General features: G+C 57.7%; 13 protein-coding genes. 11 read left to right on the top strand and 2 right to left on the bottom strand.

Annotated elements, in window-relative coordinates; all coding sequences use genetic code 11:
• Nucleotides 1–21 precede the first annotated feature (21 nt).
• Together BUQ90_RS06690 and BUQ90_RS06695 are read left to right on the top strand one after the other, a co-directional pair.
• Nucleotides 22–360, top strand: coding sequence for a hypothetical protein (locus BUQ90_RS06690; protein ID WP_143182741.1), 339 nt, complete (start codon nucleotides 22–24; stop codon nucleotides 358–360).
• 14 nt (nucleotides 361–374) lie between these two features.
• Entirely contained in the window at nucleotides 375–1,466 is a 1,092-nt protein-coding gene (locus tag BUQ90_RS06695; RefSeq protein WP_074204258.1) for a class I SAM-dependent methyltransferase, read from the top strand.
• A 1-nt stretch (nucleotide 1,467) separates the two neighbouring features.
• Here BUQ90_RS06695 and BUQ90_RS06700 read toward each other — a convergent pair whose 3' ends face one another.
• A complete protein-coding gene (locus BUQ90_RS06700; RefSeq protein WP_084192527.1) occupies nucleotides 1,468–2,634 on the bottom strand; it encodes an FAD-dependent monooxygenase in 1,167 nt (388 codons plus the stop codon).
• Nucleotides 2,631–4,217, bottom strand: coding sequence for an FAD-binding oxidoreductase (locus BUQ90_RS06705; protein ID WP_074204259.1), 1,587 nt, complete (start codon nucleotides 4,215–4,217; stop codon nucleotides 2,631–2,633). The genes BUQ90_RS06700 and BUQ90_RS06705 overlap by 4 nt, the downstream gene beginning before the upstream one ends.
• Before the next feature lie 120 nt (nucleotides 4,218–4,337).
• Between BUQ90_RS06705 and BUQ90_RS06710 the strand changes: the two genes are divergently transcribed.
• Genes BUQ90_RS06710 through BUQ90_RS06750 form a run of 9 tightly spaced genes read left to right on the top strand, consistent with a single transcriptional unit; the run spans nucleotide 4,338 to nucleotide 13,478 of the window.
• Nucleotides 4,338–5,714: an MFS transporter gene (locus BUQ90_RS06710; RefSeq protein ID WP_084192529.1), complete on the top strand. Its 1,377-nt coding sequence runs from the start codon at nucleotides 4,338–4,340 to the stop codon at nucleotides 5,712–5,714.
• Nucleotides 5,714–7,192 (top strand): aldehyde dehydrogenase family protein, encoded by a 1,479-nt coding sequence (locus BUQ90_RS06715; RefSeq protein ID WP_074204260.1) that lies wholly within the window; start codon nucleotides 5,714–5,716, stop codon nucleotides 7,190–7,192. Before BUQ90_RS06710 ends, BUQ90_RS06715 begins: the two co-directional genes overlap by 1 nt.
• Nucleotides 7,189–8,004 carry an alpha/beta fold hydrolase gene (locus BUQ90_RS06720; protein WP_074204261.1) on the top strand — a complete coding sequence of 272 codons (816 nt, stop codon included), beginning with the start codon at nucleotides 7,189–7,191 and terminating at the stop codon, nucleotides 8,002–8,004. The genes BUQ90_RS06715 and BUQ90_RS06720 overlap by 4 nt, the downstream gene beginning before the upstream one ends.
• A complete protein-coding gene (locus BUQ90_RS06725) occupies nucleotides 8,005–8,505 on the top strand; it encodes a cupin domain-containing protein (protein ID WP_074204262.1) in 501 nt (166 codons plus the stop codon).
• Nucleotides 8,505–9,488 carry an ornithine cyclodeaminase family protein gene (locus BUQ90_RS06730; protein WP_074204263.1) on the top strand — a complete coding sequence of 328 codons (984 nt, stop codon included), beginning with the start codon at nucleotides 8,505–8,507 and terminating at the stop codon, nucleotides 9,486–9,488. Before BUQ90_RS06725 ends, BUQ90_RS06730 begins: the two co-directional genes overlap by 1 nt.
• Nucleotides 9,472–10,749 carry a serine hydrolase domain-containing protein gene (locus BUQ90_RS06735; RefSeq protein ID WP_159437043.1) on the top strand — a complete coding sequence of 426 codons (1,278 nt, stop codon included), beginning with the start codon at nucleotides 9,472–9,474 and terminating at the stop codon, nucleotides 10,747–10,749. Before BUQ90_RS06730 ends, BUQ90_RS06735 begins: the two co-directional genes overlap by 17 nt.
• 1 nt (nucleotide 10,750) lies before the next feature.
• Nucleotides 10,751–12,151 carry an MFS transporter gene (locus BUQ90_RS06740; protein ID WP_074204265.1) on the top strand — a complete coding sequence of 467 codons (1,401 nt, stop codon included), beginning with the start codon at nucleotides 10,751–10,753 and terminating at the stop codon, nucleotides 12,149–12,151.
• Between the two features lie 2 nt (nucleotides 12,152–12,153).
• Complete coding sequence (locus BUQ90_RS06745) at nucleotides 12,154–13,191, top strand: class I SAM-dependent methyltransferase (RefSeq protein WP_074204266.1); 1,038 nt, start codon at nucleotides 12,154–12,156, stop codon at nucleotides 13,189–13,191.
• A complete protein-coding gene (locus tag BUQ90_RS06750) occupies nucleotides 13,188–13,478 on the top strand; it encodes a hypothetical protein (RefSeq protein WP_074204267.1) in 291 nt (96 codons plus the stop codon). The genes BUQ90_RS06745 and BUQ90_RS06750 overlap by 4 nt, the downstream gene beginning before the upstream one ends.
• Nucleotides 13,479–13,496 lie beyond the last annotated feature (18 nt).

Consider the following 13,496-nt stretch of genomic DNA (forward strand, 5'->3'; position numbering starts at 1 on the left):
GAATTTTGCAAGGGTATGCTGATGAACGATGAGTCCCGAAAAATCGAAGTCCCCGAAGAACTGGGTGACGAAATTGGCGGCAACGGCCGAGTCTATTTCGAGAATGTCGTCATAGACAATATGCTCGACGCGCTGCTCGAACTGTCTGCAACCGTCTGGACGCATCATGACCGCGTCATCGTTCTGGAAAAAATCCTCGCCTCCAAAGGCATCGACGTGAGCGCGGAAATCGAAGCCCATTTGCCGGGTGAGGAAGAGATTGCCGCTCGCGCAGCGGAGCGAGACGCCTTTGTAGAACGTGTATTCGGCGCATTTCTGCGTCGCCCGACGCATAATCTGGCCGACAAGGCAGACATTTAGAAGGAAGCAATATCATGGACCGCGGACATATAGGAGTTCTCCCTCGCCCAACCCGACTGGCGGATGAAAGCTATCTCGAATTCGTCACATCGTTCCGGAAATTCGCCATTCAAAAAGGCTTTCCGGTCATGGCCGCCAACGGCGAGGCGGCGCTGGGGAAAGCCATCGAAAAAGGCGAGGTCAGCCCGCCGGAAGATGGCGATGAACTCGAACTGGAAGAGATCAAGAAGGTCTTCGCCCAAGTGCCTTTTACACCCACCTGGCAGCGTTTTGTTCGGTCTCAACAGGAAATGATGTGGCGTGGCACGCGCAAGTCATTCATGCGCAACGCCGACAAGATCATGGCCGACATGGATGCCGCGGAAAAATCGCATCCGGACAATATCCATTATGACCCCGCCTTCGAACCGCCGAAATATACCCGCTGCGAAATTCATTGCCAGCCCGGTGGTTACACCGATGATCCGTTGGGCGGCGCGGTGTTCCACTATGGAACCAAGATTTTCTACGAAGGCTTTAACGATCAGGACGAGCTCCATATCGAGCTCGCCGAAAAGGCTACGAAACCGGTCGACGGCAAAGTCAGTCGCATTCTCGATCTGGGGTGCAGCATCGGTCAGTCAACCACGGTTCTGAAGGACCTCTTTCCCGAAGCGGAAGTGTGGGGGCTGGATGTTGGGCTTCCGCTCATTCGCTATGCCCACATGCGGGCCGTACAACGAGGCAAGGATGTGCATTTCAAGCAGGCGCTGGCGGAGGAAAGCGGCTATCCGGATGCCCATTTCGACATGGTCCACGCCTACATCCTTTTCCACGAAGTACCCGTCAAGAAGATGAAGGAGATTGTCGCCGAGGTGTTCCGTATCTTGAGACCCGGCGGTACTTTTTCGATTTTCGAGTTCCCGAACAATGACAAGGGGCAGGTCCCGCCGGGTTACCGGTTCATGATCGACAATGACAGCCGCGATAATTGCGAGCCCTATTCACCAGCCTTTGTCGCAAGTGACTTCAAGGGGATATTGGAAGCAACCGGATTTGCGGTCGAGCAGGGCCCGGCCGTATCCAATGAGTTTCTGCAATCGCTGGTGGCCACGAAACCCGACTGATTTACTTTTTCAGCGGGACCGTCGCGGGATTATAAGCGAAAATACCAAGTGAATCTTCGTTTTTCACGGGCGTATTGCGGAATGCATCCGGGACAATAGCCTGGAGTCTGTCTCCGCCAAGGTTGGATTCGGATTGCAATGTCGACGCGCGCTCAAGGCGTGTGTTCTGGTAGATGTTTAATGCTTCGTCCGCTGACCCGGCAGCAGCGAAAGCGCGACCCAGAATGACACCGTCCTCAATCGCGCAGGAGGCTCCCTGTCCCATATAGGGCAGCATGGGATGAGCGGCGTCGCCGAGCAGTGCCGTGCGCCCGCTGACCCAATGATCAAGAGGTTTGCGAATGAAAAGTCCCCAGCGATAAAGCTCATCACCTGGAATTGCGGCGAGGAGAGCCTGCACATAATCTGCCCAGCCCTCATAGTGCACGGTCAGTTCACTTTTCTCCGCTTTCGCATTCCAGCTTTCTTCTGCCCACGCATCCGCTTTGGTCAGCGCCACAATATTGACCAGATCCGTGCCGCGTACCGGATAACTCACGATGTTCCGGCCGGTGCCGAGATGGTTGATGTTGAGTCGCTCCACCGAAAGGGTGCCCAGCTTGTTCGCAGGCACCAGCGCCCGCCACGCCACATGGCCGCTAAACTCCGGAGGATCGCTGTCAAACAGCGCATCGCGCACCACGGAACGGAGTCCGTCAGCAGCAATGGCAATATCAACCTCCTCGGCATGGCCGTCCTCAAAGCGCAAGCTGACACCATCTTCCCGGCTGTCGATCCCGGCCAGTGACTGGTTCATAACGCAGTTTTCCCGCCCGAAGCCATCAATCAGCATGCCCAGCAGATCAGCTCGATGCAGCTGGTAATAGGCTCCGTGATAGGTTTCGCGACAATTGCGGCGATCAATCGCCATCAGCATTTCGCCGGTTTCCCCGTGATAGAGACGCTGTTCCAGCGGCTCGTTGGCTGTGTCGTTCAGGAAATCGCCAAAGCCGAGCGACTCCAGTCCCAATGTCGCATTGGGCGACATCGATATGCCTGCCCCCACTTCTCCAAATTCCGGTGCCCGCTCGTAGATTCGCGGTGAAAAACCGGCCTTCTGCAGCGCTATTCCGGCCGTCAGTCCGCCAATTCCCCCGCCGATAATGGCAATATTCAGATCCCTGTTCACAGGCCCAGTGCTCCGGGGTTGATGATATTGTCAGGGTCAAGCCGCTTCTTCAGATCGCGGAGCAAATCACCCGCGCCCTGTTCCCGGTTTTCGGCAAAGGGATATAGCCGACCGATCTGGAAATGACTGCCGCCATGATCATGTGCAAGCGCGACAAAATCGGCGACGATTTCCTCCACCAGTTTGCGGGCGGCGGCATTTTCGGGATATTCCGGCATCTGGCCCTCCAGATAATCCGGAGTCATGCGATGATGATATTCCTGCAACGCATCGGGCCAGTAGAAGACCGGTTCATAAAGCAGTCCAATACCGGAAACCCCGGCAAAAAATTCTGCGATCGTGACATTGACCTGTTGCATGCGGTTGGCAAAACGCGACTTCAGATCGCAATAGTCACGGTGGAACTGGTGCAGGGCCGAATGGGGCAGCACGGTATGTACAGGCAGCATCCGCCGTCCGTCGGGATGAGTGACGGGCAAGGATGGAAAAGGATCCGCACGGGTCATTAGTGGTACGGTATTGACGATCTCCGAACCTGTACCGGCAAAGCCTCGGATGGCGTCAATCCGGCTCTTCAATTCTGCCCGGTCGCGGCCTTCCACCACGAAATGGGCCGTATATTTCGCTTTGTCGAGAAACCGTCGCCCGGCCATTGCAATCCGGATCATGCGCTCCACGGCAGAAACGGGATTCCCCGCCGCCTTGCCAATCCGCCACATCGCCTTTGCATCTTCCACCAGATTGGCCGGCCCGGCATTTTGCCGCGCAACGTCACCGTCCATCGCGATCATTTCTGACGCCAGACGTCGAGCCGAAAGGTCCGCGAACAATTTTGCCATGGTATCGAAATCGTCATAGGCAAAGGAAAGTCCGCTGACCATTGCCGGCCGTGGCTCAATCTCCATGGTCGCCGCCGTCTTGATGCCCAGTGCACCGGCATCATTGGCAAACAGCCCGGTCATGTCGGGACCAAAATTGCGGTTGAACGGCGTCAAGCCTGCCGATCCATCCGATCCGCTGTGAATGATCTCGCCAGTGCCCGAAACAATCTCGAAACTTTTGACCGCATTGGCAGATGCGCCCGTGGTTCCCGAGCCAAAAGTGACCGTTCCCTGACTGAGGGAACCGCCAACAGTCGCTGTGCCGCCAGACATCGGTCCCCAGAAGCGGGCACGGCGGTCATGTTTGGCGAGCGCCGCATCCAGCGCGGCCCAGGTACAGCCCGCCTCCACCGTGACATGTCCGTCGTCAACGGCAATGTCCCGAATTTTGTTCAACCGCGAAAAGTCCAGCATGATCGACCGGTTGCCCTCGGGCTGAAAAGCCTTGGTATAGGACATGCCGCCACCGCGGAGGAAAATTGCAATTCCGGATGCACGACACAGGTGGATGATCTCGACCACCGCATCGGTGCCGCCCGGGCTGACCACAGCCAGCGGCAAATCCCCGTCAAAGAAGAGATCTTGCGAGAAGTAACGCAGATCAGCCGGCGTTGTCGAGACACCGTCAGACCCACAAATCATTGCCAGCCGTTTAACCAGACTGCCATCGTCCGTATTTGCCGTTTCTGTTTCCAGTTCCATTGCTCTGTGATGCGTTAGCATGAAAGAGATGGCGAGAGCACCCAAACTTCCTATCCGGCTGACGGTTAAATGCGCTTCTTGTAATGTACTCCCGGCAATGGAATCATAAGCTTGACCCAAATGAGCTCGATTTCACCACCCATGGATTTGCCATCGTCGGCACCCCCTGCCGCCGTGCCGGAAGAGCCCTGGTCACCCTTGCGTGCCTGGCTGGTGGTGGCCGCGCTCTCTTTTGCGGGGATCGTAAGCTATATCGACCGGCAGATTATCAATCTGCTGGTAGATCCGATCAAGGCAGATCTCGGGTTGAGCGATGTGCAGATCAGCCTGCTTCAGGGCTTTTCATTTGCGTTGCTGTACGCGGTCATGGCGATCCCGCTTGCCTGGCTGGCGGATCGCCACAATCGCAAATGGGTCATATTGGGCGGCCTTATCATCTGGTCAGCAGCGACCTTCGGCAGCGGACTGGCCATGGGATTTGTTTTTCTTTTCTTCGCCCGAATGCTGGTGGGCGTCGGCGAAGCCACCCTGTCGCCCGCCGGATTTTCGATGCTCAGCGACTATTTCCCGAAAGAAAAGCTCCCGGCCGCGATCAGCGTATTTACCGGGACCGGTTTCCTGGGATCGGGACTGGCTCTGGTGGTCGGTGGCTATCTTTATACCCGGCTGGCAGAAATGGGTCCGACCGTTCTGCCGTTCGGAACGTTCCAGCCGTGGCAGATGACCTTTTTTGCGGTCTCGTTACTCAGCCTGCCGGTCTTTTTGTGCCTGCTTCTGATACGCGAGCCGGTCCGCAAGGAAGGCAATGTCGTTCTGGCAAAGGACGACGCACCACCGGCCCTCGAGATCCTGAGCTTTATTCGTCAGAATGCCAGGGTTTTCCTGCCACTTTTTTTCGGCTTCTCCTGTTTTGCTGCGGCACAATTCGGGATCGGTGCCTGGGCACCCAGCTATTTCATTCGCATGCACGCCTGGACTCAGCTTGAAGTCGGACAATTTTTTGGACCGGTTGTCATGTTCGGAGGCGTCGCAGGCGTGATCGCCGGAGGCTTCGCTGCCGAGCGTATGCTGTCTGCGGGAAGCAAGGACGCGACTTTGCGATTGCCCTTGATCGCTGTTATCTGCGCGCTGCCCTTCGCCATTGCCTTCCCTCTGGTTTCATCGCCATGGGTCGCGCTGGCATTGCTCGCTCTGGTGCTATTCTTCGGAACCGTGCCGTTTGGTGCCGGCGTGTCCACCTTCCCGCTGATAACCCCCAACCGCATGCGGGCGCAGGTGATTGCCGTCTATCTGCTGATTGCCAATTTGCTCGGATATTCGGCCGGTCCCTTGCTGGTCGCCTGGCTGACCGACAACATGTTCGGGTCTGCTGACGCCATCAACAAATCTCTGGCACTGGCGCCACCTCTTGCGATGGTAGCTGGTCTTGTTCTCGTGCTTTTCGCACTCAAACCCTATCGTTACATGGTACAAAAAATCGAACTGGAGTCGCCCTGATGGCCTTGATCAATCTCGCCCCGGAAACACAGTCTTTCATCGCAAAGGACAAGAAACTGCTGATCGGCAGTCAATGGCAGGATGCCGGCAGCGCCGCACTGATCGATGTCATTAATCCGGCGGACGGACAACGGATTTCGGGGATTGGCGATGCCAGCAATGCGGATGTCGAAAAAGCGGTAGCTGCGGCCCGCCAGGCATTTGAATCGGGTCCCTGGCCCGAAATGAAACCCGGCGAACGGTCGCGGCTGATTTACCAGATTGCCGACAAGATGGAGGCTCACGCCGAGGAACTGGCGCAGCTGGAAACACTGGACAACGGCAAGCCGATCAATTTTGCGCGCGGTGATGTCTTCGCTTCCATCGGCGCCATCCGCTATTATGCAGGCTGGGCCGACAAGATCCACGGCAGCACGCATAACATCAACATGCCTGGTGACCATCATGTCTATACGATCAAGGAGCCGGTCGGAGTCGTCGCGCTGATCGTTCCGTGGAACTATCCGCTGGTGATGGCAGCGATGAAGCTGGGTCCGGCGCTCGCCGCCGGCTGCACTGCCATATTGAAGCCCGCCGAGGACACGTCCCTGTCTGCGCTGCGGCTCGGCGAACTGATGCTGGAGGCAGGATTGCCGGAAGGGGTCCTGAACATCGTCACGGGCTATGGCCACACCGTTGGTTCCGCGCTGATCAACCATCCGGGGATCGACAAGATTGCCTTCACCGGATCGACGGCCACCGGCAAAGTCATTGCACATGCGGCAGCCGAGGGCCTGAAAAAAGTCAGCCTCGAACTGGGCGGCAAGTCTCCCAACATCATCATGGCTGATGCCGATCTGGAAAAGGCCATTCCGGCTTCCGCGATGGGCATATTCTTCAACAGCGGCCAGACCTGTACCGCACCGTCTCGCCTCTACGTGCATGAGGATGTCAAGGATGAGGTCATCAAAGGCATTGCCGAAGTGGGCAAATCGATGAAGATCGCGCCTGGCCTCGATGAAGAAAGCATGATGGGGCCACTGGTGTCCGCCAAACAGTTTGAGCGGGTGACCAGCTATATCGAAGCCGGGCAAAAGGAAGGCGCCGAAATCGCAGCTGGCGGTGTACGCCATGGAGAGGAAGGGTATTTTCTTGAGCCGACCATCATCGACCAGACCAACAACGAGATGACAGTTGTGAAGGAAGAGATTTTCGGACCTGTTCTGGTGACCCAGAGTTTCAAGACCGAGGAAGAGGCGCTCGCCCTCGCCAATGACACGGAATATGGCCTTGCCGGGGCGGTCTGGACGCAGGATATTTCAACCGGGCACCGGATGGCACGGAAGATCAAGGCCGGAATATTGGGTATCAACACCGCCATGGGAGCTGATTGGGATGTGCCTCTGGGCGGGTACAAGCAGTCAGGCATCGGCCGCGAAAACGGCCGTGAAGGCCTGGAGCTCTACCTGAACACGAAGTCGGTATTCACCACCCTATGACCCTGCCGACCGAAACCCGGATGGTGGATGTCGGTGATGCCGAGATTCATGTCGAATTGACCGGCAGCGGCCCCAACCTGTTGCTGGTCGCCGGACTTGGCGGTCGCGGAGCGTTCTGGACCAATCAGATCCAGGATTTTGCCGCCCATTTCCGGGTCATTACATTCGATCATCGCGGGTGCGGAAACAGCACGCCGGACAAGGTGGTCTATGGAGCGGAGCATATGGCCCGGGATGTGCTTGCCCTGTTGGATGCCATGGACATCGGGCAGGCTGGACTGGTCGGGCACTCAACTGGCGGAGCGATTGGCCAGCATATTGCACTGGACCAGCCCGAACGCCTTTCAAAGCTTGTGCTGTCCTGCAGCTGGGCCGGGCCGGATGAATATCTGACCCAGCTATTCCGTACGCGGCGGGAAATATTGATCAGTTGCGGGCCGCTCGCTTATCTGACCATGGGCACCTATCTCGCCATGCCGAGCTCGGTCCTGCAACCGCAAATGACCTCGGCACGAGCCTTCATGGAGGAGCGTCTCGCGGCCTTTCCGGGGCTTGAAGTCGAACTGTCCCGGATCAACGCGGTATATACGCATGACCTGCGCAGCCGGCTGCATGATATCAGGGTGCCAACCCTGTGCATCGGGGCAAACGATGACCAGATTACCCCGCCCGGATTCACCGAGGAAATGGGGCGGCTGATTGATGGCGCACAAACCCATTTGCTGGACCGCGGCGGACATTTCAGCCCGTTGGCTTCCACCGAAGCCTATAACAAGCGCGTCCTGGAATTTTTGACCAAAGAGGAGGACTGAATGGCCAGCGACATTACCAAAGGCAAGTCGGTCATCATCGGGCCGGACGATGGGCAATCGCTCTGGCAGCCCATGCCGTCCCGCGGCTATGTCAATGTCAATCTCACGCCTGACAACATGCCCTATGACACCTTCTCGAGCGGCATTCAGATGATGCCGCCGGGTTGCATGGTGCGCGAGCACGGCCACAAGCAAAACCATGAACTGGTCTTTGTCTATGAAGGCAATGGTCAGGTTGATATTGACGGCGAAGTTACCGAATTCGGGCCCGGTACGACGATCCTGTTCGCGCGCAATTGCACGCACTGGATCAAAAATACCGGCGATACCGATCTCAGGATGTTCTGGGTGTTTTTTCCGCCGGGGCTGGAGGACTGGTTCAACGCTATTGGGCGGGAGCGAACTCCCGGCGATCCCATGCCCAACCCATTTGATCGCCCCGACAATGTCCAGGAGGTGATGGACAAGATGCGTTTTCTGCCACCTCGGAATTCCGGCTGATGCGGATCATCCCCCGAACAGAGGTTGAACAGCTGCTCCCGGTGGCCCGGTGTGTACCGGTCATGCGACAGGCCATGCTGGCTACTTCGGCCGGTGACGTGACCTTGCCGATCCGGCAGTTCATGCCGATTCCCGATGCGCCGGGCAAACTCGCGATCATGCCGGGAACCCTAGGAGATCCAGCCTGTTTCGGGATCAAGCTGGTCTGCAAATATGACCGCCCGCATGGTGATCCGCTCGGCACCCATGTCGGCATGGTCATGCTGTTCGACAGCGTCAAGGGTGTCCCGCTGGCAATGATTGAAGGCAGCTCCCTGACCGCGATCCGGACCTCGGCCACCAGTGCGCTCGCCACCGACCTGCTGGCAAGGAGGGATGCCAGGCGGCTGGCGATGATCGGCAATGGCGAGCAGGCCGATCGACATGTGCACGCCATGCGGGCCGTCCGGAATATTGATCATGTCACAGTCTGGGGCCGTGATCCCGCGAGAGCGGGCATGTTTGCCGAAAAAATTGGTCGGAAAACGGGAGTCACCGTCAATGTTGCCAACACACCAGCAGAAGCAGTGGCCGAGGCAGATATCATCTGCACCACCACTTCTGCGCGTGATCCGGTGCTGCGTGGCGAGGACCTGCAACCGGGTCAGCATGTGAATCTGGTCGGCGCGGCCATTCCTGCCGCCGCCGAAGTCGACGACGAAGCTGTTTCCCGATCGCGTTTCTATGTTGACTACCGCGAAGCTGCGATGGCGGCGGCGGGAGAATTGCTGGGTGCAATTGAACGCGGAGTGGTGACCGAAGAACATATTATTGGCGAGATTGGCGACGTTGCAGGCGGCAAAGCACCCGGCCGCGAAAGCAATGACGAGATTACGATGTACAAGTCGCTCGGCGTCGCTTCACAGGATCTCGCCGCTGCTCATGCTATCTGGCAGATGGCCGAAACTCAGAACAAGGGGACGACTGTTGACCTTCTGGACTAGAATATCTGGCATGCTCCTGCCGCTGGCACTGGCGGTGGGCGGTTGCGCCACCCCGGACACACCGGCTGTTCCCTCGCCATCCTTCTCCGCGGCGGAGGAGGCGCTGTATCTGAAACGGTTCGAGCTGCAGCGCAACGCGGCCATTGAGGGCGGGGGATTGCCCGCCTATGATCCGCTCGAGCCGGTTCGCGGCGCCGAGCGTTACCAGCCTCTGCCGGAAGCGGAACCGCGCATCGCTCGGCAGGCCCTGGCAGATGCCCAACGTTTCGCTGCCGAACGCAAAAGCTCTGCCTTTCTCGTATGGCATGACGGGGCGCTGGTGAAAGAGAGTTATTTTGGCGGGGCGGATCGGGATTATCTCGTCAATTCCAAATCTCTGGCCAAGCCGCTGACCGCCATCATCATCGGCCGGGCCATTCTGGAGGGTCATATCCGGTCGCTCGATCAACCGGTGGCCGATTTCATTACCGAGTGGAAAGGCGATCCCGGGAAATCCCGCATTCTGGTGCGCCATCTGCTCGACATGCGCAGCGGATTGCTGCCGCAGGGTTTTGGAAGCGGACCGGAAAACGTGCTCAACCGCGCCTATCTGCACCCGCGGCATGATGAAGTGATCATAAACGAATATCCCCTGGTGAACGATCCGGGCAGCCGATACGAATATGCCAACGCCAATTCCGAACTGGTGGCTCCACTCATCGAACGGGCAACCGGTCAGCGCTATCATGACTATGTCAGCGATGCGCTGCTGATCCCGCTGGGTGCACAAGGCGGGACTGTCTGGGTCAACCGGCCGGGAGGCATGGCCCATGCCGGTTGCTGTATCCAGCTGCCGGCCCAGACCTGGGCGCGGCTCGGCATATTGTTGCTCAATGACGGCATCTGGAAAGGCCAGCGGCTGTTACCGGAAGGCTATGTCACAAAAATGCGGACATCTACCGCAGAAAATCCGCATGCCGGCCTCGGTGTATGGATTGCCGGGAATTATATCAGGGGACGCGGTCCGCTGCACCCATCGATGGACGCCGGCAAAACCCTCCACAGCGAACCTTATGCTGACCGGGATCTGTTCCTTTTCGACGGCAATGGCAGTCAGGTGGTCTACATTGTTCCGTCCCAGGGACTGGTCATTGTGCGAACAGGAGACCGTCCGGCGAAAGACAAGCCCTGGGACAACAGCTATATTCCCAACAAGATTATCGGCTCCATAGAGCGCATGCCCGGCGAGGCCATGCCCAAGCCACAAGCAAGCGGGGAATAGCATGGCAAGTCTGGCCGAATCTGGCGGCGCCGCGAAAACCGAACAATTGCCGACCGGCCTGAAACTGGGCTGGGCGACGGGAGCATTTGGCGTTGCTCTGCTGATGAACGGGATATCCGGCCTCATCCTGCTGTTCACCGCCAGCATATTGCAGATCGAACCCTGGCTGGCCGGACTGGTGATCTTTCTTGCGAAGCTGGTCGATGTCGTTACCGACCCGATTGTCGGAGTCTGGAGCGACCGGTTTGAGTCTCCCAAGGGCCGACGCCGGCCTTTCCTGCTTTGGGGGTCGATTACAGGGGCAATCAGTTTTGCGCTGATCTTCACCGCACCGTCATTCGAAAACCAGTATATGACGGCCTTCTACATCTTCATCGTGCTCAGTTTTTACGCGATCGCCTACACCATCTACAATATCCCCTATATGTCGATGCCGGCGGAGATGACCGACAGCTATCACGAACGGTCTTCCATCCATGCCTATCGCATGGTCTTCATTTCGCTGGGATCCTTCATCGCTACCGCCGGGGTGAAAGTGGTGCTGGAGGCGCTCGGAAAAACCGAGCCTTCGAGCTATGCGATGGTCGGCCTTGGCTGCGCCCTGCTCATCCTGATCAGCACCCTCATCGCCTATTTCACCACCGGCTCTGCACGTTTCACTCATGCCGGTGAAAAAAGCACCAAAAGCAATGCGGCCCAGGTCGTGGATGAATTCAACGCCGTCCGCAGCAATCGGCATTTCTTGCGTTTGATCAGTGTGAAGTTTGCGCAATTGCTCGGTGTGCAGACATCCGGTGCGGCCTTTGCCTATTTCTTTGTTCAGAGTTTGGGCCGCGATTTCAATGTGCTCGCAATTTTTGGCACGACGGTGACGATCTCGACAATCATCTTCGCCCCGCTCCTCGTCAAATTCTCGAAGAGGTTCGGCAAGAAAAACGCCTATTATGTCGCCGCCAGTGTCAATATTTTCTATGCACTCAGCTGGTCTCTGGCGAGCGAGGGCGAGCCGCTCTGGTCAATCGTTTTGCGCGCCGCCTTTGTCGGTATCGCCTTCACCGGTAATGTGGTGATGGCGATGTCGATGCTGACAGACATCATCAATGCGGATGCCAATCGCACCGGGGTCCGCCGTGAAGGCGCATTCACCGCGCTATACAGCTTTGTCGAAAAGCTGACCGGCGCCGTCGGGCCGCTGATCGTCGGATTCGCCCTGTCAATTGCCGGCTTCAACAACAAACTGCCATTTGACGTGCCTCAGGGCGGCAATGTGGACATCGCTCTGTTGATGGCCGTCAGCTGGCTTCCGGCAGTCTTCGGTCTGATTGCGGTCTGGATTTTGTCTGGCTACAAACTGACCGAAGAAGAACTGCAAAACACCAACCCCAACAAGCAGGATAGATAATCATGGAACTCCAAGACCCCAATCTTCGGCAACGCGGACGCGCCTCGCTGGATTTCCTTGCGCAAATGGGCGTAGCCGCCGCGCCGGTATCGCAAAAGGTGACCAGCGAGATCAGCGACCAAATGGACCCGGACAAGCTCCCGGATGATCTCGATGAGCGGGATGCTTTGATCAATGCCGCGCTTGCTGATTCCAGAGCCTTTGCCACCCATCGCCTGATGGGTGACTGGCACAGCCGCAGCTACACCAGGATCTCAACCGAGGCATTCGAAGAAATTCTGCCGGAGCTCCAGCCAGTTCTGGACAAAACCTCAAATGGTCCGGCATCGCTGGAACTGGACCCCGACCTTCCGCTCCCCGACTATTGGGACGGCGTCCACTTTCACCGGACGGATGGCGGTTGGGACGGCCATGAGCATATGGGATATGTCCATGGCGAGATCATTCACAAGAAAATGGTTGCGCGCTTCTTCCCTGGCGGGATTTTCCAGCAGCGGCAGAATGTCGCCGAAATGGCACCGCGCGACAATTACAAGCGCATATTGGACATGGGGTGCTCGAGTGGCCATTTCACAACCGCCCTCGCCAATACCTACCCGGATGCACAGATTACCGGAGTCGAGCTGTCCGCCCGCATGCTTGAACATGCCTTCCGGACTGCCAACGCCAATGGCTGGAACTGGAAACTCTACCAGCGTCCTGCGGAAGACACAGGGTTTGATGATGCCAGCTTCGATCTGGTCGCTTCTTATATCCTGATCCACGAGATTCCCGCCGATGTTGTCGAGAAGGTCTTCGCCGAAGCCTTTCGCCTGCTGGAACCCGGCGGCGACATGATCATGTCCGATGCCACAAGATATGCCGATCTCGACAAGCTCGGCGTGTGGAAAGCGGATCGCGGCGCGAAATATGGCGGCGAGCCCTTCTGGCGGGAAACAGCCAGCCTGGATCTTGCAGAGATTGCCCGAAAGGTTGGGTTTGAAGATGTCAGCGCAGACGGAATTTATCCGCATGTGGTCAAGGGACGGAAACCGGCATGAGCGGGCCTCATCGTGACAATCCCCGGAGTTTCAATTTTCCCGAGGGTGAATTGCTGCGCCCCGAACAGATCGACAATCTCGGTCGGGCGGTGATCAGCCTGACCCGGGAGATTTGTGTCCTCACCGACCGGCAACTGGTCCTGGAAAAGGTGCTGGCCGAAGAAGGCATCGACATTGCCGAAGCGGTCGACACCTATCAACCGGACGAGGCGGTGCAGAAACGGATTGACGCCCAAACCAGCCTGATCATCCAGACGATAATCGGCGATCTGACCGGAGCCGAGTGATCGATCGGCGGCATCTTT

Origin of the sequence: Parasphingorhabdus marina DSM 22363, assembly GCF_900128895.1 — a bacterium.
Classification (GTDB): Bacteria; Pseudomonadota; Alphaproteobacteria; order Sphingomonadales; family Sphingomonadaceae; genus Parasphingorhabdus; species Parasphingorhabdus marina.

What these genes read in the sequence shown, in the direction of transcription:
- BUQ90_RS06690 (WP_143182741.1), top strand. Translation starts at nt 22, where the DNA reads ATGAACGATGAGTCCCGAAAAATCGAAGTCCCCGAAGAACTGGGTGAC.
- BUQ90_RS06695 (WP_074204258.1), top strand. Translation starts at nt 375, where the DNA reads ATGGACCGCGGACATATAGGAGTTCTCCCTCGCCCAACCCGACTGGCG.
- BUQ90_RS06705 (WP_074204259.1), bottom strand. Translation starts at nt 4,217, where the DNA reads ATGGAACTGGAAACAGAAACGGCAAATACGGACGATGGCAGTCTGGTT.
- BUQ90_RS06710 (WP_084192529.1), top strand. Translation starts at nt 4,338, where the DNA reads ATGAGCTCGATTTCACCACCCATGGATTTGCCATCGTCGGCACCCCCT.
- BUQ90_RS06715 (WP_074204260.1), top strand. Translation starts at nt 5,714, where the DNA reads ATGGCCTTGATCAATCTCGCCCCGGAAACACAGTCTTTCATCGCAAAG.
- BUQ90_RS06720 (WP_074204261.1), top strand. Translation starts at nt 7,189, where the DNA reads ATGACCCTGCCGACCGAAACCCGGATGGTGGATGTCGGTGATGCCGAG.
- BUQ90_RS06725 (WP_074204262.1), top strand. Translation starts at nt 8,005, where the DNA reads ATGGCCAGCGACATTACCAAAGGCAAGTCGGTCATCATCGGGCCGGAC.
- BUQ90_RS06730 (WP_074204263.1), top strand. Translation starts at nt 8,505, where the DNA reads ATGCGGATCATCCCCCGAACAGAGGTTGAACAGCTGCTCCCGGTGGCC.
- BUQ90_RS06740 (WP_074204265.1), top strand. Translation starts at nt 10,751, where the DNA reads ATGGCAAGTCTGGCCGAATCTGGCGGCGCCGCGAAAACCGAACAATTG.
- BUQ90_RS06745 (WP_074204266.1), top strand. Translation starts at nt 12,154, where the DNA reads ATGGAACTCCAAGACCCCAATCTTCGGCAACGCGGACGCGCCTCGCTG.
- BUQ90_RS06750 (WP_074204267.1), top strand. Translation starts at nt 13,188, where the DNA reads ATGAGCGGGCCTCATCGTGACAATCCCCGGAGTTTCAATTTTCCCGAG.